This is a genomic window from Aminobacter sp. LjRoot7 (genome assembly GCF_964252895.1).
Taxonomy (GTDB): Bacteria; Pseudomonadota; Alphaproteobacteria; order Rhizobiales; family Rhizobiaceae; genus Aminobacter; species Aminobacter aminovorans_B.
This window is the reverse complement of sequence record NZ_CAXUPX020000001.1, coordinates 456,975-480,036: the sequence shown is the minus strand read 5'-3', so window position 1 is coordinate 480,036 and position 23,062 is coordinate 456,975. Positions and strand designations below refer to the sequence as shown.

Here is a 23,062-nt window from a genome sequence, read left to right as displayed (position 1 = left end):
AAATGGGCGGCGCCAGTTGGCCGGGCGCCGCCGGATCTCGATGGGGCGGTCAGGCCCAGGCCACGTTCTCCTGGGGTGCTACGGTGCCGGAGGTTCCCGGTTCGTGGCGGTAGTTGAGCGCGACGTGGTCGGGCGTGACGAAGCCAAGCGCAAGGTCGCGGGAGATCGCTGCTGGGGAACGCTCGGCGGAGTTGCCGTAGCCGGAGCCGCCGGCGAGCACGAGCTCGACCACCTGGTCGGTCCGGTGCAGTGACACCAGCTCGCCGGTGCCGCAGTCGCGCAGCACGCGGCCGTCGGTGGAGAGCACGCGGCCGCGGGCGCCGCCGCCGGCCTGGCCGCCGAACAGGCCGTCGATCGGGTTGTCGACACCTTCGGGGTAGACGGAGACGAGCATCTCAAGTCCGTCCTCGTCGCGCTTGCGGAAGCGCACGACCTGGCCGAGGCCGCCGCGCTGCTTGCCGGCACCCCCGCTGTCGGCGCGGAACGCCTTCTCCAGCACCAGTACGGGCACGCGGCTTTCCATCAGCTCGATGGAGGTGTTGGCAGCCGATGTCGGCCACAGCAGCGATGAGTGGCCGTCGCCGCGCTCGGAACCACCCTGACCACCGCCGCAGAAGAGCATGTCTGAATAGAACTGCCCGTCCTTGGTCTGGCCATAGACATTCGCCGCGACCGCAAGCCCGGTGAAGGACTGCACCATTTCGGGCGAGGCCGAGGCGAGTGCTGCGAAGATGTTCGGCGCGAGATACCAGCCGGTGCGGGTACGCAGGTTCACGGCCGCCGGGTAAGTCGGGTTCAGGATCGAACCCTCAGGCGCCGTCACGGTGAACGGGCGATAGCAGCCGGCATTGCCGCGCACGGCTGGCGTCAGCATGCACTTCAGCGGGTAGGTCGCGTGCGCCGCCGTGTAGTTCAGCGTCGAGTTGAGACCACCCTGCGGCAGCTGCGGCGGCGCGCCGTCGAAATCGACAGTGATGCTGTCGCCTTCGACCTTGACCAGGACGGGGTAGGTGATGGTCTCGCCGAGCGGGTTGTTGGTGATGACCGAGCGATACTCGCCATCGGGCAGTGCACGGATTGCATCGCGCATCGCCTTTTCCGACAGGCCCTGCACCACTTCGGCAAGGGCGCCGAGGTCATGCATGCCATAGTCGTGCATGAAGGCATCGAGCCGCTCCGCGCCGAGCTTGTTGGCTGCGACGAAGGAGAAGATGTCGCCCAGCACCTGTTCGCCGTTGCGGACGTTCTGGCGGATGAGCTGGATCAGCGTCTCGTTCGGTCGTCCCTCCTCGAAGATCTTCATCGGTGGGATCTGCAGGCCTTCCTCGTAGATCTCGCGGGCATGCAGCGAGTCCTTGGTGCCGCCGATGTCGGAGACGTGGCCGACAGTGCCCATCAGGCCGACGAGCTTGCCATTGCGGAAGGCCGGCGTGACGATGGCGATGTCGAACAGGTGTCCGGCGCACAGCCACGGGTCGTTGGTGATCAGCACGTCGCCCGGCTTGAGCGTCTCGGCCGGGTAGCGGGCCAGCAACGCCTTGACCGCGCGAGGCAGCGTCAGGTTGAAGACCGGCATGGCGCGCGGGCTGTGGGCCAGCGTCTCGCCGTCCTTGTCGAGCAGCTCGCAGGCAAAGTCCTGCGCCTCGGCGATGACGAGCGAGAAGGCGGTCCGGCAGACCGTCAGCCACATCTCCTCGACGACGTTGACGAGGCGCGACCACATGATCTCGAGGCCGATCGGGTCGCCCTTGATGCGGGCGACGGCCTCGGCGCGGGTCATGTCGTCGGTGACGAACGCATCGGCTGCCTTGAGCGCACCGACCTGCACGCAGAGGTTCTGGCCGGCGTCGATGGTCACGCTGTCGGACGGGCCGACAACGGTGGTGGACTCACGCTCCTCGATGATCGCCGGACCGGGGATGGTGTCGCCGCTGCGCAGGGCATAGCGGTCGTAGACGGCGGTCTCGAACTTGCCTTCGTCGAACCAGCAGATGCGGTGACCCTTGATCCGGGCTGCCGTATCGCCACCACCGGTAGCGCCGGTGAGCGAAAGCTGCGGCGTGGGGCCGGCGACGCGGACGCGGAAGTTGACGGATTCGAAGCGCGCGCCTTCGAACGGCTCGGCGTAGCGGGCGGAGTAGGCGCGAACAAAGGCCTCACGAATGGTGGGCAGGTCGGCTTCGCCGAGCGTGGTCGTGGGAAGGGATACGCTGATATCGTGCATCTGGCCGACGAGGCGCATGTCGGCGCTGCGCTCGACCACGATGTCGGCTGCGGCGATGCCCGAACGGGTAAGCTGGTGGCGTCCCTCGTCTTCGAGGGCGGTCAGCACGCCATTGACGGCTTCCGCGTCAAAGCCTGATTTCAGCTCGACGCGCAGCGACCGCACGCCTTCGAAGGACAGGGGGGCTGCAAGGAAACCGAGCGCTGATGCAGCACCCGATGCCGGCGGGATCAGCACTGAGCTGATGCCCATGGCGCGCGCCACGTCGACAGCGTGGGCCGGGCCAGCGCCGCCGAAACCGACCATGGAATATTCGCGCGGATCCTTGCCGCGCTCGACCAGGTGCACGCGCGCCGCCGAAGCCATGCTCTCGACGACAACCTTGTGGATGCCAAGTGCAGCTTCTTCGATGGTCAGGTTCAGGGGCTCTGCCACGCGCGCAATGGCTGCACGTGCGGCCTCGAGGTCGAGCTTCATGCGACCGCCGAGGAAGAAGTTGGGATCGTAGTAGCCGAGCGTGAGGTTGGCGTCGGTGACGGTCGGCTGCTTGCCGCCCATGCCGTAGCAGGCCGGGCCCGGATCGGAGCTCGCGGAATGCGGGCCGACCTTCAGCAGGCCGACGTCGTCGATGGCCGCGATCGAACCACCGCCGGCGCCGATCTCGATCATCTCGATAACCGGTGCCTTGATCGGCAGACCGGAACCCTTGACGAAACGGTGGACGCGCGCGGCTTCCATCATCGGCGAGATTTCGGCGCGGCCGTCCTCGATCATGCAGGCCTTGGCAGTGGTGCCGCCCATATCGAAGGAAATCACGTCGGACAGGCCGGCCGCCTTGCCGAACAGCGCGGTGGCGAGGCCGCCGCCGGCCGGGCCGCTTTCCAGCAGCCGGATCGGGAAGTCCCGTGCCGTTTCCAGCGACATCAGGCCGCCGGCCGAATGCATCAGCCTGAGCGCGCCGGCAAAGCCCGCGCCGCGCAGCGACTTCTCGAGCTTGGTCAGGTAGCGGTGCATCAGGGGCTGCACGAAGGCGTTGGCGCAGGTGGTGACAATGCGCTGGTATTCGCCCATTTCGGCGACGACTTCGCTCGACATCGAGATCGACAGCTCGGGGAAGGCGGCGCGGATGATGTCGGCGGCGCGGCGCTCATGCGCCGAATTGGCATAAGAATGCATGAAGGCGATGGCCACCGCCTCGCAACCCTGCGCGACGAGCGACTTGGCGGCCTGCAGAACCTGTGCTTCGTCGAGCGCGGTTTCCACCTCGCCCGAAGCGTTCATGCGCTCGTCGACCTCGAGGCGCAGGTCGCGGCTGACCATCGGATCGGGGAAGGAGACGAACAGGTCGTAGATGTCGTAGCGCTGCTCGGTGCCCATCTCGAGCAGGTCGCGGAAGCCGCGCGTGGTGATCAGGCCGACAGGCGCGCCTTTGCGCTCGATGACAGCGTTGGTGACCAGCGTCGTGCCGTGGACGATCTCGCTAACGTCGCTGTGCCTGATGCTCTGAAGATCCAGCAACTCCTGCAGGCCGAGCAGTGCGGCCTGGGACGGATCGTGCGGCGTGGTCAGGCGCTTGTGCAGCGTGACGGAATGGTTCTGGCTGTCATAGAGCACGAAGTCGGTGAAGGTTCCACCAATGTCGAACCCCACGCGCCAGCGGTTGGGCAGATCACTCATTACTGATGTCCTTTTCTTCAGATCCGGGGGGCGACGAAGGCGCTGTCGCCCAGGTCCTCGGCTATGCGGGCGGCCCCCTTGGCGAGGGCGGCGATCATCTCGTCACGGCCTTTGGTGTCGACGAGGGCGTGGGGGTAGACGATGCAGAGGCTGACGGCTTCGTCGGTACGGGGGTCGGCGACCGAAATCGCGATGGCGTCGACGCCGGGCGTGGCTTCCTGGCTCGAATAAGCGAAGCCCTGGTGCCGCACTTTCGAGAGCTGCTCGCCCAGATCGTGCAGCGCGCTGTGCCCGGCGTAGAGCGCATGCACTGCTTCTTCACCAAGCCTCGCCAGCAGCGACCGGCCGGTCGCGCTGAGATGGGCGGGCAGGCGCCTGCCGATGTTGCTGACGACGCGCAGCGCGTTGGTGCCCTGGAAGTCGGCGACGGCGGTCACTTCCTTGCCGTCGCGGACGGAGATGTAGCCGGTATGACCGAACGTGGCGCTGGCTTCGGCGACCACTTCGCTGGCGCGGCCGATCAGCAGCGAGGAACGACGATAGGCCGCGGCAAGGTCGAGCATCAGGCGGCCTGGGCGATGGCGGTGGCTGTCGCCGATCGTCTCCAGCATGTTCGCCTCGCGCATCGCCTTCAACAGGCGCGACGCGTTGGCCTTCGGCATGCCGAGCAGTCTCACGACGTCCGAAACCGTCAGGTCGGGACAGTCGTTGCCGAAGCACCTCAGCACATCTGCGGCATTGTTCAGGACCGACATTGCTCCTCCGAGTCGTTCCATTAAATGGAACTCGAGTTCCACTTTACGCAACTAATGCTCTCGTCCGTGCATTCGGTCAAGCTAAAAAATGAGCCGACTTCCCGATGCCTCCGGGCAGGCGGCATCGCGGATCGCAAAGGCAAAGCTCCGCCGATCCCGGCAGCGATGCCGGGATCGTGAGAAGTCCTCAGATCAAGAAATTGATTTTATTGGCGCGGCCGCGCTCAGGCGCCGCCGCGCACCTCGACGAGCCGGGCCAGCAGGCTGGCACCAACGGGCAGGATCGTGTCGTCGAAAATGAATCCGGAATTGTGCAGCGGGACGGTTCCGCCATGCCCCAGATTGAAGAAAGCGCCCGGAACCACGCGCAGCAGATCGGCCATGTCTTCCGACCCCATGGTCAGTTCCGCGCTCGGCTGTGCCTTGTCGCCGACGATCTCCTGGGCCACCTCGATGAGATTGCCGACCCGCTCTGGATCGTTCGACAGCACGTCGAAGATGTTGCGGATGTCGGCTTCAATCTCGATTTCGTGGGCGAGTGCAAAGCCGGCGCAGAGCTTGCGGATGCGGTTTTCGATCAGTTCGCCGTCTGCGTCGTGGAAATAGCGGAAGGTGCCGCGCAGGACAGCGGTTTCCGGAATGACGTTGTAGGCCGAGCCGGAATGGAACTGCGTGACCGAAACGACGGCGGGATGCGTCGGGTCGGTGTTGCGCGAGACGATCTCCTGCATCTCCTTGATCAGGCCGGAGCCGATGGTGATCGGGTCACGGCTGGCCTGGGGCATGGCGCCGTGGCTGCCGCGGCCGTGGATCGTGATGTCGAAGAAGCTGGCGCCGGCCTGTGCCTTGCCCGGCCGGATCGTCAGCTGGGAATGCCCCTGGTAGGGCGAATTGTGCATGCCGTAGAGCTCGTCGCAGGGGAAGCGGTCGAACAGGCCGTCGCGCAGCATGGCCCGAGCGCCGCCGAGACCTTCCTCCGCCGGCTGGAAGATCAGCACGGCGCGGCCGGCGAAATCGCGATTTCCCGAGAGGTAGCGCGCGGCACCAAGCAGCATGGTGGTGTGGCCGTCATGGCCGCAGCCATGGAACACGCCGGGGTTCTTCGAGGCGTAGGGCAGGTTGGTCAACTCATCCATCGGCAGGGCGTCCATGTCGGCGCGCAAGCCGATACTGCGCCCCGGCCTGTTGCCCTCAATGACGCCGACCAGGCCGGTGCCGCCGATGCCGCGCTCGACGGTGACGCCCCAGCTGGCAAGCAGATCCGCGACCCGCTGCGAGGTGCGATGTTCCTCGAAGCCGAGCTCGGGATGCTGGTGAAAATCCTGGCGTATCGCGGTGAGATCGTCGGCGAACTGGGCAATCTGTTCAATCACAGGCATGGCGGACCGTCTTTCGTGGCTTTGGCGTGTCAGTGGCACTGGCGTCTTGTGAAGGCAAGCGTTTCGTCCTAGGCCTCGAAGATGTGAACGGCGGCGCGGGTCGACTGACCCACAGGCGCCGACACTCCAGATTGAGCCGCCTGAAAGAGGAAATGATGTCAGCACAGACGATCGAGACGATTGCGGAAGAAGCCGGGCAGTGGCGCCGCCACCTCCACCAGAATCCCGAGCTCCTGTTCGACCTGCCCGCGACGTCGGCCTTCGTCGCCGACAAGCTGAAGTCGTTCGGCTGCGATGAGGTCGTCACCGGCATTGCCAAGTCAGGCGTCGTCGCGGTGGTGAAGGGAAAGCTGGGCGCCGGTCGCACCGTCGGCCTGCGCGCCGACATGGATGCGCTACCGATCGCCGAGCAGACCAACCTGGCCCATGCGTCGAAGAACCCGGGCAAGATGCATGCCTGCGGCCATGACGGCCACACGGCGATGCTGCTGGGTGCTGCGCGTCACCTTGCCTCGACCAGGGACTTTGCCGGCACGGCCGTGCTCATCTTCCAGCCGGCCGAGGAGGGCGGCGCCGGCGGGCGCGTCATGCTCGAGGAGGGGCTGCTCGAGCGCTTCGGCATCGAGGAGGTCTTCGGCATGCACAACGAACCGGGCCTGCCGGTCGGCTCCTTCGCCATCCGGCCGGGTCCGATGCTGGCCGCCGCCGACCGCTTCGTGGTCAAACTGAACGGCAAGGGCTCGCATGCCGCTTCGCCGCATGAATCGCGCGACCCCGTGCTGATTGCCGCGCATCTGGTGACGGCGCTGCAGTCGATCGCCTCGCGCAACGTCGATCCATTCGATCCCGTCGTCGTCTCGGTCACCTATCTCGCCGGCGGCAGTGAGGGTGCACTCAACGTTATTCCGGAGCAGGCCGTCGTCGGCGGCACGATCCGGACGATCAATCCGCAGACGCGCAAGGCCGTCGAGCAGCGCTTCAAGGACATCGTCGCCAACACTGCGCGCCTGTTCGAGGCCCAGGCCGAGATCGACTGGCGCCCCGGTTACCCCGTGACCGTCAACGACCCCGAGATGACGAAAGCCGCGATTTCAGTCGCCTCCGACGTCGCCGGCGCGGACAAGGTCAACGGCAACTGCCAGTGCACGATGGGTGCCGAAGACTTCTCCTACATGCTCGAAAAGCGTCCCGGCGCCATCATCTGGCTGGGCAACGGCGACTCCGCCGGACTGCACAACCCCGCCTACGACTTCAACGACGACGCGATCGTCCATGGTATCAGCTACTGGACGACGCTGGTCGGCGAGAGGCTGGCGAACCGCGGTTAGACGATCGAGGGCGGCAGCAGATTTCCCCTTGAGGAGCAACATACGCCGACGGCAGCGTCCCCCCAAGCCTCTAGATGAAGGCCGGCGCCGACCTGCCGCTGCATGTCGTGCATGCGGTCGGCGTGCGCTTCGTCGGGGCGTTGATGGTTGCCTGACTGCCGTCAGATCAGATGGGCGAGCTGGGCTCCGGCTTCGTACCAGGCTTCGCGGCCTCGGCGGAAAGGCGCGGGCGTGACGTCGGAGACCGGCAGCGGTAGATCGGCGTAGGTCTTTTCGCCTGTGATCAGCAGGGCGAGTTCGCGGCCGAATACCGTGCCGGGGGCGATGCCGCGGCCGTTGTAGCCGGAGAAGCCGACGGCGTTGGGGCCGAATGTGTGGAACCTCGGCAAGGCATCGCCGGTCATGCCGATCTGCCCGTACCATTCGTGCTGGAAGTCGATGTCGCCAAGCTCGGGATAGAGCCGTGACAAGGCACGGCGGGCCCAGGCCTTGTGGATGGTCGTGCCGGAGTTGCGCAGCGCGCCGACGCTGCCGAACACCAGCCGCCCGGCGCGATCGAGCCTGAAGGACGACAGGACGGTCTTGGTGTCCCAAACGCCTTCACGCCGGGGCAGGACCTTGCGCAGCAGGTCGGGTGCGAGCGGCTGGGTTGCCAGGTTGAAATAGGGCAGGTGGACCTGCTCGTTGCGCACCATCTGCCAGGGGCCGGTGCTGTAGGCATCGGTCGCGACGACGACCCAGTCGGCATCGATGCTGCCGTCGGGGGTAGTGAGGCGCCAGCGATCGCCCTTTCGCTCGGCGGTGGTGACGGGGCTAGATGTATGGAGCGTCACGCCCGCCTTGACGACGGCCGTGGCCAGTCCGCGCGCATAGGCCAGCGGCTGCAGCGTTCCGGCGCGCGCATCATGCAACGCGCCGAGATAGGCTGATGTGCCGAGCCTTGCTGCGGTTTCGGTGGCGTCGAGCAGCTTGACCGGCGCGTCACGCCTTTGCCACTGCGCCTCGCGCTCCCTGATCTCGGCGAGGCCTGAAGCGCCGACCGCGCAGTGCAGCGTGCCGTTGCGCTCCAGCTCGCAGTCGATGCCGTGCTTGTCGATGAGCGCCATCACCTGCGCCGGGCCGTCGCCGAGCAGCTTGAGCAGCCGCTCGCCATGATCGGGCCCGAGAGCGGCGGAGACGTCGTCGGGGGCGAGCCACAGGCCGGCATTGATCAGGCCAACATTGCGGCCTGCGCCGCCAAAGCCGATCTCCTTGCCTTCCAGCAGCACCACCCGGCGGCCGGCCTCGGCGAGATGGAGCGCGCAGGACATGCCGGTGTAGCCGCCGCCGACGATGACGATGTCAGCCGAAACGTGCCCGTCGAGAGCAGTCGTTGCCGGTGCCACTGGTGCCGTCGCTTCCCACAACCCGTGCGAGCGCGGCCCATGGGAATGCGGCTTGTGAGGGGTGCTGAGCATCGGCAGGCGTCCGTGGCTGCAGGTTGCTGGGAAAAGATTGACCCGGCTCGGGACGGCATGACGCCTGAGCCGAGGTGAGGGTGGCGCCGCCTGCTTGTGCGGACGGCGCTCGAAGTCATGGTGCTGCGGCGTGGCTGATGCCGTCGCCGCAGCCGATGTAGTGCTGCTCAGTCGATGTCGAAGCTGACGCCCTGGGCGAGGGGCAGCGCCTTGGAGTAGTTCACCGTGTTGGTGGCGCGGCGCATGTAGGCGCGCCAGGCGTCGGAGCCACTTTCGCGGCCGCCGCCGGTCTCCTTCTCGCCGCCGAACGCGCCGCCGATCTCGGCGCCCGAGGTGCCGATGTTGACATTGGCGATGCCGCAGTCCGAGCCCTCGACGGAGAGGAAGCGCTCGGCCTCCTGCAGGTCAAGCGTGAAGATCGACGACGACAGGCCCGCACCGACAGCATTGTGCAGGTCCAGCACCTGGTCGAAGTCGGAATACTTCATGACATAGAGGATCGGCGCGAAGGTCTCTTCGAGCACCGGGCCAACCTGGCCCGGCATCTCGACAAGTGCCGGCTTGACGTAATAGGCGCCGTCAAAACCCTGGTCGACGCGGGCGCCGCCGGTGATGACGCCGCCGCTTTCGGCCGCGTGCTTGAGTGCCTTCTGCATGCCGTCGAAGGCCGCCTTGTCGATCAGCGGGCCGACGAGGGCCGAGCTCTCCAGCGGGCTTCCGACCGACACACTTTCATAGGCCTTCTTCAGCCGCGGCACGAGCTGGTCATAGACGCTGTCATGGACGAACAGGCGGCGCATGGTGGTGCAGCGCTGGCCGGCGGTGCCCATGGCGCCGAAGGCAATCGCCCGCAATGCCATGTCGAGATTGGCTGACGGGCAAACGATGCCGGCATTGTTGCCGCCGAGCTCGAGGATGGCGCGGGCAAAACGCTTGGCAAGCCGCGGGCCGACGTCACGGCCCATGCGGGTCGAGCCGGTGGCCGAGACCAGCGGCACCTTGGGATGGTCGACGGGCACTTCGCCAATGGCGCGGTCGCCAATCAGCAGCTGCGACAGGTTTTCGGGCGCATCCGCGCCGAACCGCTTTGCCGCGCGCTCGAAGATCGCCTGGCAGGCAAGGGCTGTCAGCGGCGTCTTCTCCGACGGCTTCCAGACCACCGAGTTGCCGCAGACAAACGCCAGTGCGGCATTCCACGACCACACCGCGACGGGGAAGTTGAAGGCCGAGATGACGCCGACGACGCCGAGCGGGTGCCAAGTCTCCATCATGCGATGGCCGGGACGCTCGGTGGCAATCGTCAAACCGTAGAGCTGGCGCGACAGGCCGACGGCGAAGTCGCAGATGTCGATCATTTCCTGGACTTCACCGAGGCCCTCCGACGGGATCTTGCCGACCTCGATCGAGACCAGGCGGCCGAGATCGGCCTTGGCGGCACGCAGCTCCTCGCCGAGCAGGCGGACCAGCTCGCCACGCTTCGGCGCCGGCACGTTGCGCCAGGCCTTGAAGGCCGCATCGGCGCGCGCGATGACGGCACCGGCTTCATCAGTCGAGATCGACTTGAGCGCGCCGATCTGGTCGCCCGTCACCGGGCTGCGCACGATCAGGTCGCCGCCGCTGAAGGCAGCCGTCGCTACGCCGAGCCGTTCCAGAAGGGCGGCGGTTTCCTTTGCTATCGTCATCTTCTTGTCCTTTTGTTTCTCGTGTTCGTTGCGGCGCTGCGCGCCATGGTCAACCCAGCCGGGCGGTGCCGATCGAGGCGGGGGCAATCGCCTGTTTCAGCTGCGCGGCCATCGATTTCAGTTTTGCGGGCGTATAGCGGTCGTAGAAATGCTGGTTGCGGCGGCCGAGGCCGTGTTCGGCGCTGAAGCTCGCGCCATGCTCTTCAACGGCGACGGCGATGACCCGGCCGCGCAACGCCTCGGCGGTTGCCATGTCGTTCGTTCCGTTCGCCAGTTTCGGCACGACAAGATTGAAGTGCACGCCGCCGTCGCCAACATGGCCGAAATCGCAGATGGCGACAGCAGGGAACTCCACGGCGAGCAGGTCGCTCATGCGTTGGCGGAAGCGCATCAGCTCGCCGCGGGGGAATGACAGGTCGAGGCCGACGACGTAGCCCGACGACTTCACGCCTTCGGACAGCGCGTGACGCAGGGCCCACATTTCGTGCGCCGGGCCGACAAAAGCGTCGCCCAGCGGTTCTTCCGGCAGGCTCCAGATTTCCGCCAGCACGTCTTCGAGCACGGCGTCGAGCGGCTGCTCGGCCGCGCGAGGCAGCCATGACCTGGACACCTCGGCGAGGATGACGAAATTGGGCACCGCACCGCCGGGGAACGGATTGCGCAGCGCTTCGACATGGGCAAGCGTGCGGGTGATCGCTGCGCCCGACATGCCTTCGAAGGCGCTGAGATAGGTGCCCAGGCGCTCTTCCATGGCGTTGAGCAGGACGGTCACATGCTCTGATGAGCGCGGCACCAGATAGGCGGTTGCCGTTTGCTGCGGCAGCCTTTCCAGATTGAATGTGCATTCGGTGATGACGCCGAACGCGCCCGCGGTGCCGATGAAATGCTGTTTCCAGTCGACGCCGGTGTTGTCCTTGCGCAGTCCGGCGCCGAGGTCGACTGTGGTGCCGGCATCGTCGCCGAGCACCACCTTGAGACCCAGCGTGTTGCGGCGGACGTCGCCGAAGCGCAGGAAACGCGCGCCGCCGGTGTTGGACGCGACCATGCCACCGGCCATCGGGTCGGCGCCGAGATCGATCGGGAAGAACAGGCCGTGCGGTTTGAGCCGGGCGTTGATCTCGGAGAGGCGGAGGCCGGCATCGACGCGCAGGGTGCGGTTGTCGATGTCGAGCTCGAAGGTGGAGCGCAGGCGCTCCAGGCTCAGCACACCCTGAGTGCCGCTGTCGTCAGGAGTGGAGCCGGCGACGAGCCCGGTGTTGCCGGACTGCGGTACCAGTGGGATCGCGTAGCGCGCGCAATAGGCGACCACGGCCGAGACGGCCTCCGTCGCAGCCGGTCGCGCGACAAACGCGGCGCGCCCGCTGTCATAGCGCGCGCCCTTCTCGTAACCGGCCATGTCGGCTTGGTCGGTCAAAAGTCCGCCTGCGCCGAGCAGGGCGCTGAGGTTGTCGATGTGTTCGCGCGCCAGCATCAGGCCGCGTCCGAAAACGCCTTCAGCGCAGCAAGGCAGCGCTCGATCGATGCCCGCTCGATGCCGGCATAGTGCTCGAACTCGTTGAGAACGGCAGCTCCGAGCGCCTTTTCGAACAGGCGCTGGTTGGGGCTGGCGCTGAACTCCTGCACGGCGTCGTCGCCCAGATTGGACTGGAAGATGCCCGCGGCCGAGACGGGCAGGAAGTCTTCGTAGACGATGGCGTCGAAACGCACCGCACCTGCTTCGATCAGGGCTTCGATGTCGCTGCCGCGCGCACCCCCCACCGTGTCGTTGACGGTGTAGAGGAAGTAGCCGAGCCCGGCCTTGCGGATCGAATTCCAATCGTCGGGGAATTCGGCGAAGCTCTGGGCGAGAGCTGCGTGGTAGGCGTCCGCATTGGAACCATCAGGGGCAGGGCGCGCCGAGGCGCGTGCCTGGTTCAGCAGCTTGTCGTAGAGAGCACGGCCCTTCGGCGTCAGGGCAATGCCGCGCTGCTCGATCTCGCCGAAGCGTGCGGTGTGCGAGCCTGTCTTGAGGTTGCCGTTGTCGTCGGGAAACGACACGCGTTCTTCGACTGCCTTGAACGAGGTCTGACGCAACAGGATGGGGCAGGCGCGGCTGGGCGGGCCCTCGACGACGGCCTTGGGCACGATGCCGCGCGACGGCATCTGGGCCTGCACAGCGTCGATATCCAGCGTGCGCGGCGTCAGATGGTTGATATGCGGTCCCTTGAACGAGACGACATCGGCGATGAGGCGGTGTGCATCGTGCAGCCTGATGTAAAGCGCCTGGTCGACGCTTGCCTCATTGTGCCAGCGGAACGTGTCGAGCACCTCAGTGACGAACAGCCCGGCATCGTCATGCGACAGGCCGCCGTCGCGCTCGGCCTTGCCAACGAGCGCAGTAGCCGCGTCGGAAAAGATCTGCCGGCGGGCCAGCGTCTGTTCTGCGGTGGCGCGCAGGCCTTCGTCGGCGATCAGGTCGAGCCGCAGCAATGAGGTGAATACCCGGAACGGGTTGATGTTGAGCGCGGCTTCGCCAACGGGCCGGAAGGCTGTGGAATGCACCGGCACGCCAGCCTCGCTGAGGTCGTAATAGCCGACCGGGAACATGCCCATCACGGCGAAGACGCGCCGCATCATGGCGAGCTCGGCTTCGGTGCCGAGGCGGATGGCGCCGTGGCGCTCCTCGCTGATACGATCGAGCGTCTCGGTCGCTTCCAGGCTGGCGCGGAGCTCCGGCTGGCCGACGAGGGTTGCTTCGTTGACGTCGGCGACCAAGGCCATCAGCGTGCCGTAGGCGGGCACCTCATCGCGGTACATGGCCGACATGGCCGCCGAGAAGGCAGCGCGGATGGCATCGGGCGACATGAAAGGAGACGGGGACATTCGGATCCTCTGTTTTCGCGTTCGGCATGGGCGACTTCATGCTTCGGCAGTGCTATATCCGGTTCTGACGGCGCTGAATTGCGCTGAATCCATCTAAGTTGATGCGAAAACAGAATGACTGCTGCGCGTACACTCCTCCCTGACCTGGGCAAGCTGCAGGCCTTCGAGGCCGCTGCGCGCCATGGCAACGTCACGCTCGCCGGGCGCGAGCTGAATCTGTCGCAAAGTGCCGTCAGCCGGCAGATCCGCGACCTCGAGGCCCAGCTTGGCCTGCTTCTGTTCGAGCGGGTGCGCCAGCGCGTGGTGCTGTCGGCGGCGGGCCAGAAATTCCTGCCCGACGCCCGCAAGCTGCTCGAGCAGGGCGAGGCGGCGATGCTGAGGGCGATGGCGAGCTCAGGCGTGTCGCTGCTCAGCCTCGCCACCTTGCCGACCTTTGGCAGCCGCTGGCTGGTGCCGCGGTTGCCGGGCTTCCTGAAAACCCATCCCGGCATCGCGTTGAACGTGGTGTCGCGTTCCGAGCAGTTCGACCTCGAGGATCAGGGTTTTGATGCGGCGATCCATTATGGCCAGCCGGTCTGGGCAAACGCGGTGTGCCGCTACATCTGCCGCGAAGTGATCGTGCCAGCTGCCAGCCCGGACTTTCTTGCCGGCCGCGACATCGGTTCGCCCGAAGCGCTGGCGCATGCGCCGTTGCTCAATATGGCGACTCGCCCCAAGGCATGGGCGAACTGGTTCCAGGCCGCCGGCGTCGAGGCGCAAGGTGCTTATCAGGGCCATCGCTTCGACCAGTTCACCATGCTGATCGAGGCGGCCGTGGCCGGCCTGGGGGTGGCGCTACTGCCGCTCTATCTCGTCGAAAGCGAGCTGCGCGACGGCAAGCTGCAGGTCGTGCTCGACATGCCGCTGCAGACCGAAAAGAGCTACTATTTCGTCGTTCCCGAACGAAAAGCGGCGGGCCAGCTGACCAATCAGCTGTTCGACTGGATTCTGGGGCAGGTGACGCCGCAGGCTTGAAACCACAAGGCGCTGGCCGTTGAGGCCAGCGCCTTTCGTGTGCGGATTCCACCCCGTTGGGCTGGCACGTCGGATGGCGCACGGAACTCGATCCATGCACCATCCTTGCTGCCAAGGCGGCCTATCGGCTTACTTCCAATCGGGAATCATGCTGGCTTGGGCATAACGAGCACCGGCAGCGCCGTCGGGCAGGATCTCGACGATGCGTGCCAGATCCTCTGGCGTAAGCTTGAGATCGGCCGCGGCGATGTTTTCGTCGAGGCGCTCCTTGCGACGGGTGCCGGGGATCGGCACGATGTCGTCGCCCTGCGCCAGAAGCCAGGCTAGCGCCAGCTGCGAGACGGTGGCACCCTTGGACTTCGCCAGCACGGTCAGCTGCTCGACCGCCGCCTTGTTCTTCTCGAAGTTGCCGGGCTGCCAGCGAGGGTCTGTGCGGCGCATGTCGTTTTCGGCATATGCGGCTGCCGGCTTGACTTCGCCGGTCAGGAAACCGCGGCCGAGAGGGCTGTAGGGCACGAAGCCGATGCCCAGCTCGCGCAGTGTCGGCAAGATGACCTCGACCTCGCGCTCGAACACCGAGTATTCGGTCTGCAGCACGGTGACCGGCTGAATGGCATGGGCACGCCGAATGGTCTCGGGCCCGGCCTCGCTCATGCCGAAATACTTGATCTTGCCTTCGGCGATCAGGTCCTTGACCGTGCCGGCGACATCCTCGATCGGCACGTTCGGGTCGACGCGGTGCTGGTACATGATGTCGATCTGCTCGACGCCGAGGTAACGCAGGCTGTTGTTGGTCACTTCGCGGATATGGTCCGGGCGGCTGTCGACCCCGTAGTCATGGGTGAAGCCGAACTTGGTCGCGATGACGATCTCGTCGCGGAACCCTTTCACGGCGCGACCGACGATCTTCTCGTTCTCGCCCCAGCCATACAATTCGGCGGTGTCGAAGAAGGTCACGCCCTGGTCGAATGCGTAGCGGATCGTTTCGATGCCCTCAGCCTCGTCGCTGTTGCCGTAGGCGATGGAGACGCCCATGGCGCCATAGCCGATTTCCGAAACTTCCGGACCGTTTAGGCCCAATTTGCGCTTCTGCATGGTGGTAAATCCCTTTCAGTCTGGACACGACATAGCTAAGTGCTGGCACCCGATCCGGCGTGCCGGAAACTGCTGGATTCTTGCCTAATCCTCCTGATGTGTTGCGCGGCGTTCGCTGCAGGAGTATCGGGTCGGCATGAGCAAGATCGACGACCTGAAGCTGCTTACGCTTCCGCATGCCCACCAGCTGCAAACGATCACGCCGATCGCGCGCGTCGAGATCATGAAGCTGGAGCAGCCGACCACGCTGCAGCCGGTGATCTATGAACCCGTCGTCTGCTTGGTGCTTCAGGGCGGCAAGCGGGCCGTCATCGGCGATCGGGTTCTCCACTATACCGCCGGCGACTACTTCGTCGCCGCCGCCGAGGTGGCGGCGATGGGCCAGATCACCGAGGCGACCCCCGACCGCCCGTTTCTGGCGGTCAATCTGTTGCTGGATCCGTATGTCATCACCAAGGTGCTGCTCGACGCGCCGAAAGGGAAAGAGCCTGCAAAGCCTGCCGGTTTCGTGGCCACCAGCGCGGACGACCAGATGATGGATGCATGGCGGCGCATGGTGAGCCTGCTGGACCGCCCGGATGAGGTCTCGGTTCTTTCTCCGATGATCGAACGGGAAATCCTGTTCCGGCTGTTGCAGGGACCGAGCGGGTTCCTGCTTCGGCAGCTGACGGGGAGCGAGAACCGCCTGTCCAGCATAAGGAAGGCGATGTCGTGGATCCGGTCGCATTTCGCCGAGCCGATCCGTGTCGAAGAGCTGGCTGCGATCGCGGGCATGAGCCCGTCAGTCTTCCACAAGCACTTCAAGGCGGTGACCGCATTGTCGCCGATCCAGTACCAGAAGCAGATCCGGTTGCACGAGGCCCGGTCCCGTCTAGCCCAGGCGCCGGCAGACGCCGCCGGCGTGGCGTTCTCGATCGGCTATGAAAGCGCGTCGCAGTTCAGCCGCGAGTACAAACGCCTGTTCGGCCTGTCGCCAGCCCGCGACGCCAGGCAGCTGCAGGCCATGAACTCCCAGGGATAGCGCGCAGGGCGCGGGCAGGCTGCCTGCACGATCAGACGGCTGAAGGGCGTGTTCGCCTATCGCTCACGGCCTATGCTTTAGTCGCCGACGTAGCCGGTAATCTTGCCGTGCAGTTCCGAGACCTTGTTCATGCGTCCTTCGATCGCGACGCCGAGCTCGTTGAAGATGCCGTTGATCAGCAGGTTGCCAAGGCTGGCCATCTGCGCGGTCGATTCCCAGAACATGCCGAATTCGGTGGGAACGACGAACATTTCGTCGGCAAGGTCGCGACCCCAGTCGCAGAAGGCGTCGGTGACCAGCGTGATCGGAATCTTCGCCTTCTTGGCTTCCTGCGCCAGCAGCAGGTTCAGGCGCGAATAGCGCCGGGCCTCGAAGATCACCAGGCAAGTGGATTTAGGCTGGTTCAGCAGGATCTCGCTGAAATTGCCGCCGGCGATATCCGCAAGCTGGACGCCGGGGCGCAGGTACTGGAGCTGGTTGGCGAAATACTGGGCGATGCCGCGCTCGGTCTGGAAGCCGGCAACGAACAGCTGGGGCGTGTTGGCCAGGCGCTTGACGGCACGGGCCCACTCCTTGGTGTTGGCGATCTCGTAGATCCTGAGCAGCGCGGCGATCTCCAGCTCCAGGCTGCGCGCCAGCGCATCGCCGTTCTGGCTGCGGTCGCGGAATTCCTTCAGCCGGTCGCCGGCCAGCCAGGGCTGCGTGCCAATGTTGTCCCGGAGGTCCTCCTTGAGGTCCTTGAAGCGGGCATAACCCAGCGTCCGGCAGAATCGCCCGACAGTCGGCTCGCTGACGCCGACCTTGCTGGCGAGCGTCGCCGAGGTCTCGAACGGCACGCCGTTCAGATTTGCCAGCATGTAGTTGGCCAGCGCCTTTTCGGCGTTGGTGGCGGTGGCGAGGCTTTCGACAAGCCTTCGGCGTACCGATTCCGTCATTTTGCTCTCCCTGTCTGGGGCGGGATTTCTTGTAAGAATTCTATCACAGAATCGATTGACGTTTGTTTTTTTTCAAAATAGCTTGAACCCACCCCCGTTGAGGAGCGGGGAAGAAAAACGTTGCTGGGCCACTGGCCTTTGGCAGTGCTGCACAGCAACCGGGAGGAAACGACGCGCAGCTGGCTCAGGTTATATGACCGTGCCACCACGCGAATTCTTGTCTGTTGTCGAAAAAATGCTGCTTCCGCGGCATGGCGGGCTTTTGCCAATTTTCCAAGGGGAGGTTGAACATGAATCGACGTGGTTTTCTTGCTTCGGTATCGGTGGTCACGCTGGCCGCAGGCCTCGGACTGGCTGGAGGATATTCAGCGCGGGCATCAGAACCGGAGGCCGTATTTGCTCTCGGCAGTGCCGAAATCGGCGCCCCTCATCACGATCCAATTCGCGCCACCTTGCTGAGCACCGTCGCGACCCTGATCTACGACCGGCTGATCGAGCAGGATGTCGACCAGACCTATCATCCCCATCTCGCCGAATCCTGGGAGAACAGTCCCGACGGCATGAACTGGACCTTCAAGTTGCGGCAAGGCGTTCGCTTTCATGATGGTGAACCGTTCAATGCCGCGACCATAGCGTGGTGGATCCCCAAGTTCAAAGGCAGCCCGAACGAGTACCTTGTCGACGCTGTCGATCGTGTCGAGGTCGTCGACGACTACACGGTTCGCTTCGTCATGAAACGGGCGGAGCCGAATCTGATCTACAATCTGGCGTCGTCCTTCATGGGTATCCCGTCGCCGAAGGCCTACGACGCGGCGGGTGACAATTTTGGCGTGACCGAGGCCGTCGGAACCGGGCCCTTCAAGTTCGAGAGCTTTGCCGTCGGCCAGGAAACCGTTCTGGTCGCCAATGAAGACTACAACTGGGGCAGCGACCTCTCGGAAAACAAGGCATCACCGCATATCAAGCGGCTGACCCTGCGCGAAATTCCCGATGCCTCGACCGCCTTCCTCGAACTGAAGACGGGCGGCGTCGGCTTGCTGCTCGGGGTGCCGGACCAGTTCCTGCCGCAACTTCAGGCAGAAGAGATGTTGGACTTTCGGAGCCTGCCTGGCTTCGGCATCACCTACCTCGCGTTCAACACCCGCGCCGAGCCCTTCGGCGATGCCGCCGTGCGCCAGGCAACCGCGCTGGCGGTCGACCAGGGCGCCATCCTCAAGAGCGTCTTCAACGGCGTTGGCCTCGAAGCGCACCAGTTCCTGATCAGCACGCTGGTGGAATCGAAGATCGATCCCAAGCTGGAAATCCACCACGACCTGGCCAAGGCCAACGAGCTTCTGGACAAGGCCGGGTGGCAGCGCGGTGATGACGGCATGCGGGTCAAGGACGGCAAGCCGCTGAAGATCAAGCTGACGGCGCAGTCGGAGACGGCGATCAAACGTACTGCCGAGATCGTCCAGGCGCAGCTCAAGGCAATCGGCATGGTTGTCGAGATCGATATCTTCGACAGCACGACAGTCGTCGATCAGCTCAAGAAGGGCCAGCATCAGCTCGCGGTGCGTCAGTATGGCTGGAACAACGCCGACATTCTCGACTGGTTCTTCAGCACCACCAACATTCCCTATCCGAACTCCTCCGGCTGGCAGGACGAGAAATCGCAGGAGCTTCGTAACGTCGCCATGCAGCAGTCGAAGACTCAGGACGAGCGGGTCGCCAATTTCAGGAAGTATCAGGAGAACCTGATCGGCAACTTCCTGTTCGTGCCGATCCATGAGCCGGTGCAGAACTACGCGTTCAACAAGACCATGCTCGAAGTGCCGGAAAAGCTGCGCGGCACCCAGTTGGTGCAGGCAACGGCCGTCGACATCAAGGTCGTTGGTTAAGCGGTCGGCGGGACGATAATGATCGGATTCACGTTGAGGCGGCTTGTCTTGCTGCTGCCTGTCTTCTTTGTCGTCTCGCTGGTGGTGTTCTTCATAATCCACCTCGTTCCGGGCGATCCCATCGACAATCTCATGCGCGCCGGCTCGACGCCGGAGCAGCGCATGCTGATTGCGGCGAAGTATGGTCTCGACCGCAGCCTCGTCGAGCAATATTTCACCTGGATGGGGCGGCTGCTGACCGGCGATCTCGGCACCTCGATCATTCAGGGGCGCCCGGTCAGCGCCCTGATCGCCCGCAACCTGCCCTACAGCCTCGAGCTGGGCATTGCTGCGCTCTTGTTTTCGACGCTGACCGGCATCGCCGCCGGCGTGATTGCGGCGAGCTACCAGGGCACCCGCGTCGACGATACGATCACCGGCTTCATCCTGCTTGGCTCGACGGTGCCAAGCTTCTGGCTCGGCCTGCTGCTGATCCTTGTCTTTGCGGTCTGGCTCGGCTGGGTCCCGGTGTCGGGCGCCCGCGGCTGGAGTTCGCTCATCCTGCCGACCATCGCCGCCGGCCTCGGTGGCATAGCGCTGGTGGCCCGCGTCACACGCATCGCCATGATCGAGACGTCGCGGCAGGATTTCGTGACGCTGCTGCACGCCAAGGGCCTGCCGCCCTTCGTCATCCAGCTGCGCCATGTGCTGCGCCACGCCATGGTTCCCGTCGTCACCATCCTCAGCCTACGCATCGGCTGGGTGCTCGGTGGTGCTGTGACGATCGAATATGTCTTCGCCCGTCCGGGCCTCGGGTCGCTGCTGATTAGGGCGCTCAACCAGCGCGACTATCCGCTGGTGCAGGGCTGCCTTCTCATGCTGGCCATGGCCGTCATCATCGGCGCCCTGATCGGCGACATCGTCCAGGCGGCGATGGATCCACGCCAGCGCGAGGCACGGGCATGATCAAGCGTCGCGCATTGGCACTGCTCAAGGCCGTCTCTACCTTCAAGGGCGGCATATCGGGGGCGTTTTTGTTGCTTCTGGTCATCGGCGCGTTGTTTGCGCCGTGGCTGTCGCCATATCCCTACGACCAGCAGGACCTGGGCATCATGAACCAGGCGCCGTCGCTGACGCATCTGTTCGGCACCGACGAGTTCGGACGCGATGTGCTGTCGCGGATGATCACCGGCGCGCGCACCTCGCTCTCGGTCAGTGTCACGGCGATCGGCATCTCCGTGCTGCTCGGCCTGGTCCTGGGCGCCACCTGCGGCTATTTCGGCGGCACGTTCGACCGGGTCGTCATGACCGTGATCGACCTGACCTGGTCGTTTCCCGAGATCCTGATCGCGCTGATGCTGGTTGCCATCATCGGGCCGGGGCTGGAGGGCGTGGTGATCGCCATAGCCATTGCCTACCTGGCGCAGTTCACCCGGCTGACGCGAACCCAGATCATGTCGCTCAAGAGCGAGACCTATGTCGAGGCGACAATCAGCCTTGGCGCCGGCCACGCCCATGTCCTGTTTTCGCATCTCCTGCCCAACGCGCTGGCGCCGGTGCTGGTCGCGGCGATGCTGGCAACGGGTGATGCCATCATCCTCGAGGCGACTCTCGGCTTCTTTGGACTGGGCGCGCAGCCGCCGACGCCAAGCTGGGGCGCGATGATGAGTTCCGGCACGGCCCAGCTGTTCATCGCCCCTTGGGTGATCCTGCTGCCCGGCCTCGCTGTGGCGCTGACGGTCGTCTTCATCAACCTGTTCGGCGACGCGGTCATCGCTGCGCTCGATGTCCGCGCCAAATTCAGGGAGGCGTAACGATGCTGCTGGATTTGGAAATGCTGCGCATCAGCTTCGGTGCCTTCGCGCCGGTCGACCAGGTCACGCTGAGCGTCGACCGTGGCGAAATCCTCGGCATCGTCGGTGAATCCGGTTCAGGCAAGTCGTTGACCGCGACCGCGATCATGGGGCTTTTGCCGCGTATCGGCGGCCAGGTCGCTGCCGGCACCATCCGCTTCGACGGCACCGATCTCGTCGGGCTGCCGGAACGGCAGATGCGTCGGCTGCGTGGCGGGCGCATCGCGCTGATCACGCAGAACCCGATGACCTCGCTCGACTCCATGATGCGGATCGGACCGCAGATCGACCAGGCCGCGCGCCTGCACCTCGGCCTCAGCCGAAGTGCGGCACGGGCCAGAAGCCTGGAGCTGATGGCCGATCTGCGCATCCCCGATCCGGCCTCGGTCTACGACCTGTTTCCGCACCAGCTCTCGGGTGGCATGAAGCAGCGCATCGTCATTGCCATGGCGCTTGCCGGTGACCCCGAGCTGTTGATCGCCGACGAGCCGACCACGGCGCTCGACGTCACGGTCCAGGCGCAGATCGTGCAGATCCTCGTCGACCTCGTGCGGCAGTGCGGGCTGGGGCTGATCCTGATCACCCACGACATGGGCGTCGTTGCCCAGGCCTGCGACCGCGTGGCGGTGATGTATTGCGGCCGCGTGGTCGAACTGGCCGAGGTCGACGCGCTGTTCGCGCAGCCGCGTCATCCCTACACGCAGGCGCTGATCCGCTGCATCCCCCGCCACGACATGGCGCGCGGGACGATGAGCGCCATCCCCGGTGTGGTCCCGAGTGCCGCAGCGCAGCCGCCGGGCTGCCGGTTCAATCCGCGCTGCGCCCGTGTCGCGGACCGCTGCCGCATCGAAATCCCCGAGCTGCGCATAGGCGTGAGCGGCAATGGCGTGGCTTGCCACGTGGCGGAGGCAGCATGAGCGATCTTCTTACAGTCAATGGGCTCAGCCGCCGTTTCAGCGATGGCGGACTGTTCCGCAAGCGCAAGACGTTCCACGCCGTCAGTGACGTCTCGTTCGCCTTGAAGAAGGGCCAGATCCTCGGCGTCGTCGGCGAATCCGGATGCGGCAAGTCCACGCTGGCGCGGCTGGTGCTGCGGCTGATCAACCCGAGCGGGGGGCAGGTCACGTTCGACGGCGTCGATATGGCCTCGCTGTCGCGTGGAGACATGCGCCGCCTGCGCCAGCGCATGCAGCTGGTGTTCCAGGATCCCTATTCGGCGATCGATCCGCGTTACTCGATCAGGGACGCGTTGCTCGAACCGTACCGCGTGCAGGGCGTGAAGCCGAAATCTACTGATGAGACTGTCGCATCGCTGCTCGACATGGTCGGCCTGAACAGCTCGCTTGCGGCAAGCTACCCGCACCAGCTGTCGGGCGGCCAGAAGCAGCGTGTCGGCATCGCACGCGCCCTGGCGCTCAATCCGTCGCTGGTGGTGCTCGACGAGCCGACGGCTTCGCTCGACGTCTCGGTGCAGGCGCAGATCGTTGCACTCTTGGAGCGGCTGCGCCAGGAACTCGGGCTGACCTATCTGTTCATCTCGCACGACCTCGGATTGGTGCGCTATTTCTGCGACCAGATCCTGGTCATGTATCTTGGCCGCATCGTCGAGGTGCTGCCGAGCGATGCGGCGCCCGCGCATCCCTACACCCGGGCATTGCTCGACAGCACCTTCGAGCCCGATCCGAAACGCCGCCGCTCTATCACGCGGCTCGCCGGCGAAATCCCGAGCGGCTACGACCTGCCGGCCGGCTGCGCTTTCGCCAACCGCTGCCCGCGCGTCACAGATCTCTGCCGTCGCCAGCTGCCGACACTGACGTCGCAAGGCAGCGGGCATCAGGCTGCCTGTCACCATCCGCTGACTGCCATGCCCGAGGCGGCAGTTGAGCAGAGGTCGGTCGCATGAACGCTATCCACAGACACT

General features: G+C 65.2%; 17 protein-coding genes. 8 read left to right on the top strand and 9 right to left on the bottom strand.

Going from position 1 to position 23,062, the window contains the following annotated elements; translation table 11 throughout:
- Nucleotides 1-49: 49 nt before the first annotated feature.
- From ACSQ3E_RS02270 to ACSQ3E_RS02260, 3 genes are all read right to left on the bottom strand, one after another.
- Nucleotides 50-3,901 (bottom strand): hydantoinase B/oxoprolinase family protein, encoded by a 3,852-nt coding sequence (locus ACSQ3E_RS02270; RefSeq protein ID WP_436121448.1) that lies wholly within the window; start codon nt 3,899-3,901, stop codon nt 50-52.
- Nucleotides 3,902-3,918: 17 nt separating this feature from the next.
- A complete protein-coding gene (locus ACSQ3E_RS02265; protein WP_436121447.1) occupies nt 3,919-4,656 on the bottom strand; it encodes an IclR family transcriptional regulator in 738 nt (245 codons plus the stop codon).
- A gap of 224 nt (nt 4,657-4,880) precedes the next feature.
- The gene (locus tag ACSQ3E_RS02260) at nt 4,881-6,035 is read right to left on the bottom strand and encodes a M20 aminoacylase family protein (protein WP_436121446.1); all 1,155 of its coding nucleotides are present in this window, start codon (nt 6,033-6,035) and stop codon (nt 4,881-4,883) included.
- A 152-nt stretch (nt 6,036-6,187) separates the two neighbouring features.
- Here ACSQ3E_RS02260 and ACSQ3E_RS02255 point away from each other — a divergent pair, with 152 nt between their 5' ends.
- Complete coding sequence (locus ACSQ3E_RS02255; RefSeq protein WP_436121445.1) at nt 6,188-7,363, top strand: M20 aminoacylase family protein; 1,176 nt, start codon at nt 6,188-6,190, stop codon at nt 7,361-7,363.
- 161 nt (nt 7,364-7,524) lie between these two features.
- Here ACSQ3E_RS02255 and ACSQ3E_RS02250 read toward each other — a convergent pair whose 3' ends face one another.
- The 4 genes from ACSQ3E_RS02250 to hglS all read right to left on the bottom strand — a co-directional run bounded on the left by ACSQ3E_RS02250 (nt 7,525) and on the right by hglS (nt 13,364).
- On the bottom strand, nt 7,525-8,820 hold the full coding sequence (locus ACSQ3E_RS02250; protein WP_436121444.1) for an NAD(P)/FAD-dependent oxidoreductase: 1,296 nt from the start codon (nt 8,818-8,820) through the stop codon (nt 7,525-7,527).
- Between the two features lie 167 nt (nt 8,821-8,987).
- Complete coding sequence (amaB, locus tag ACSQ3E_RS02245) at nt 8,988-10,502, bottom strand: L-piperidine-6-carboxylate dehydrogenase (RefSeq protein WP_436121443.1); 1,515 nt, start codon at nt 10,500-10,502, stop codon at nt 8,988-8,990.
- Between the two features lie 49 nt (nt 10,503-10,551).
- Complete coding sequence (locus tag ACSQ3E_RS02240) at nt 10,552-11,973, bottom strand: FAD-binding oxidoreductase (protein ID WP_436121442.1); 1,422 nt, start codon at nt 11,971-11,973, stop codon at nt 10,552-10,554.
- Nucleotides 11,973-13,364, bottom strand: coding sequence for a 2-oxoadipate dioxygenase/decarboxylase HglS (gene hglS, locus ACSQ3E_RS02235; RefSeq protein ID WP_436121441.1), 1,392 nt, complete (start codon nt 13,362-13,364; stop codon nt 11,973-11,975). Before hglS ends, ACSQ3E_RS02240 begins: the two co-directional genes overlap by 1 nt.
- 114 nt (nt 13,365-13,478) lie before the next feature.
- On the opposite strand from hglS, the gene ACSQ3E_RS02230 reads away from it, so the two are divergent.
- Nucleotides 13,479-14,378 (top strand): LysR family transcriptional regulator, encoded by a 900-nt coding sequence (locus ACSQ3E_RS02230; protein ID WP_436121440.1) that lies wholly within the window; start codon nt 13,479-13,481, stop codon nt 14,376-14,378.
- 129 nt (nt 14,379-14,507) lie between these two features.
- Here the strand turns inward: ACSQ3E_RS02230 and ACSQ3E_RS02225 are convergent, their stop codons facing one another.
- Nucleotides 14,508-15,473, bottom strand: a complete 966-nt coding sequence (locus ACSQ3E_RS02225) for an aldo/keto reductase (protein ID WP_436121439.1) — start codon at nt 15,471-15,473, stop codon at nt 14,508-14,510.
- Nucleotides 15,474-15,609: 136 nt separating this feature from the next.
- Here ACSQ3E_RS02225 and ACSQ3E_RS02220 point away from each other — a divergent pair, with 136 nt between their 5' ends.
- Nucleotides 15,610-16,494 (top strand): AraC family transcriptional regulator N-terminal domain-containing protein, encoded by an 885-nt coding sequence (locus ACSQ3E_RS02220; protein ID WP_436121438.1) that lies wholly within the window; start codon nt 15,610-15,612, stop codon nt 16,492-16,494.
- Nucleotides 16,495-16,571: 77 nt separating this feature from the next.
- On the opposite strand, the gene ACSQ3E_RS02215 is transcribed toward ACSQ3E_RS02220, so the two are convergent.
- Nucleotides 16,572-17,429, bottom strand: a complete 858-nt coding sequence (locus tag ACSQ3E_RS02215; protein ID WP_310316809.1) for a MurR/RpiR family transcriptional regulator — start codon at nt 17,427-17,429, stop codon at nt 16,572-16,574.
- Nucleotides 17,430-17,719: 290 nt separating this feature from the next.
- Here ACSQ3E_RS02215 and ACSQ3E_RS02210 point away from each other — a divergent pair, with 290 nt between their 5' ends.
- Genes ACSQ3E_RS02210 through ACSQ3E_RS02190 form a run of 5 tightly spaced genes read left to right on the top strand, consistent with a single transcriptional unit; the run spans nt 17,720 to nt 23,044 of the window.
- Complete coding sequence (locus ACSQ3E_RS02210; RefSeq protein WP_436121437.1) at nt 17,720-19,309, top strand: ABC transporter substrate-binding protein; 1,590 nt, start codon at nt 17,720-17,722, stop codon at nt 19,307-19,309.
- Between the two features lie 18 nt (nt 19,310-19,327).
- Nucleotides 19,328-20,254, top strand: coding sequence for an ABC transporter permease (locus tag ACSQ3E_RS02205; RefSeq protein ID WP_436121436.1), 927 nt, complete (start codon nt 19,328-19,330; stop codon nt 20,252-20,254).
- Entirely contained in the window at nt 20,251-21,102 is an 852-nt protein-coding gene (locus tag ACSQ3E_RS02200; RefSeq protein ID WP_436121435.1) for an ABC transporter permease, read from the top strand. The genes ACSQ3E_RS02205 and ACSQ3E_RS02200 overlap by 4 nt, the downstream gene beginning before the upstream one ends.
- 2 nt (nt 21,103-21,104) lie before the next feature.
- Nucleotides 21,105-22,058 (top strand): ABC transporter ATP-binding protein, encoded by a 954-nt coding sequence (locus ACSQ3E_RS02195; RefSeq protein WP_436121434.1) that lies wholly within the window; start codon nt 21,105-21,107, stop codon nt 22,056-22,058.
- Nucleotides 22,055-23,044, top strand: coding sequence for an ABC transporter ATP-binding protein (locus tag ACSQ3E_RS02190; protein ID WP_436121433.1), 990 nt, complete (start codon nt 22,055-22,057; stop codon nt 23,042-23,044). Before ACSQ3E_RS02195 ends, ACSQ3E_RS02190 begins: the two co-directional genes overlap by 4 nt.
- Nucleotides 23,045-23,062: the final 18 nt, after the last annotated feature.

Excerpts from the sequence above, each read along its gene's own strand:
- ACSQ3E_RS02270 (WP_436121448.1), bottom strand. The coding sequence starts at position 3,901 with ATGAGTGATCTGCCCAACCGCTGGCGCGTGGGGTTCGACATTGGTGGA.
- ACSQ3E_RS02265 (WP_436121447.1), bottom strand. The coding sequence starts at position 4,656 with ATGTCGGTCCTGAACAATGCCGCAGATGTGCTGAGGTGCTTCGGCAAC.
- ACSQ3E_RS02260 (WP_436121446.1), bottom strand. The coding sequence starts at position 6,035 with ATGCCTGTGATTGAACAGATTGCCCAGTTCGCCGACGATCTCACCGCG.
- ACSQ3E_RS02255 (WP_436121445.1), top strand. The coding sequence starts at position 6,188 with ATGATGTCAGCACAGACGATCGAGACGATTGCGGAAGAAGCCGGGCAG.
- ACSQ3E_RS02250 (WP_436121444.1), bottom strand. The coding sequence starts at position 8,820 with ATGCTCAGCACCCCTCACAAGCCGCATTCCCATGGGCCGCGCTCGCAC.
- amaB (WP_436121443.1), bottom strand. The coding sequence starts at position 10,502 with ATGACGATAGCAAAGGAAACCGCCGCCCTTCTGGAACGGCTCGGCGTA.
- ACSQ3E_RS02240 (WP_436121442.1), bottom strand. The coding sequence starts at position 11,973 with ATGCTGGCGCGCGAACACATCGACAACCTCAGCGCCCTGCTCGGCGCA.
- hglS (WP_436121441.1), bottom strand. The coding sequence starts at position 13,364 with ATGTCCCCGTCTCCTTTCATGTCGCCCGATGCCATCCGCGCTGCCTTC.
- ACSQ3E_RS02230 (WP_436121440.1), top strand. The coding sequence starts at position 13,479 with ATGACTGCTGCGCGTACACTCCTCCCTGACCTGGGCAAGCTGCAGGCC.
- ACSQ3E_RS02225 (WP_436121439.1), bottom strand. The coding sequence starts at position 15,473 with ATGCAGAAGCGCAAATTGGGCCTAAACGGTCCGGAAGTTTCGGAAATC.
- ACSQ3E_RS02220 (WP_436121438.1), top strand. The coding sequence starts at position 15,610 with ATGAGCAAGATCGACGACCTGAAGCTGCTTACGCTTCCGCATGCCCAC.
- ACSQ3E_RS02215 (WP_310316809.1), bottom strand. The coding sequence starts at position 17,429 with ATGACGGAATCGGTACGCCGAAGGCTTGTCGAAAGCCTCGCCACCGCC.
- ACSQ3E_RS02210 (WP_436121437.1), top strand. The coding sequence starts at position 17,720 with ATGAATCGACGTGGTTTTCTTGCTTCGGTATCGGTGGTCACGCTGGCC.
- ACSQ3E_RS02205 (WP_436121436.1), top strand. The coding sequence starts at position 19,328 with ATGATCGGATTCACGTTGAGGCGGCTTGTCTTGCTGCTGCCTGTCTTC.
- ACSQ3E_RS02200 (WP_436121435.1), top strand. The coding sequence starts at position 20,251 with ATGATCAAGCGTCGCGCATTGGCACTGCTCAAGGCCGTCTCTACCTTC.
- ACSQ3E_RS02195 (WP_436121434.1), top strand. The coding sequence starts at position 21,105 with ATGCTGCTGGATTTGGAAATGCTGCGCATCAGCTTCGGTGCCTTCGCG.
- ACSQ3E_RS02190 (WP_436121433.1), top strand. The coding sequence starts at position 22,055 with ATGAGCGATCTTCTTACAGTCAATGGGCTCAGCCGCCGTTTCAGCGAT.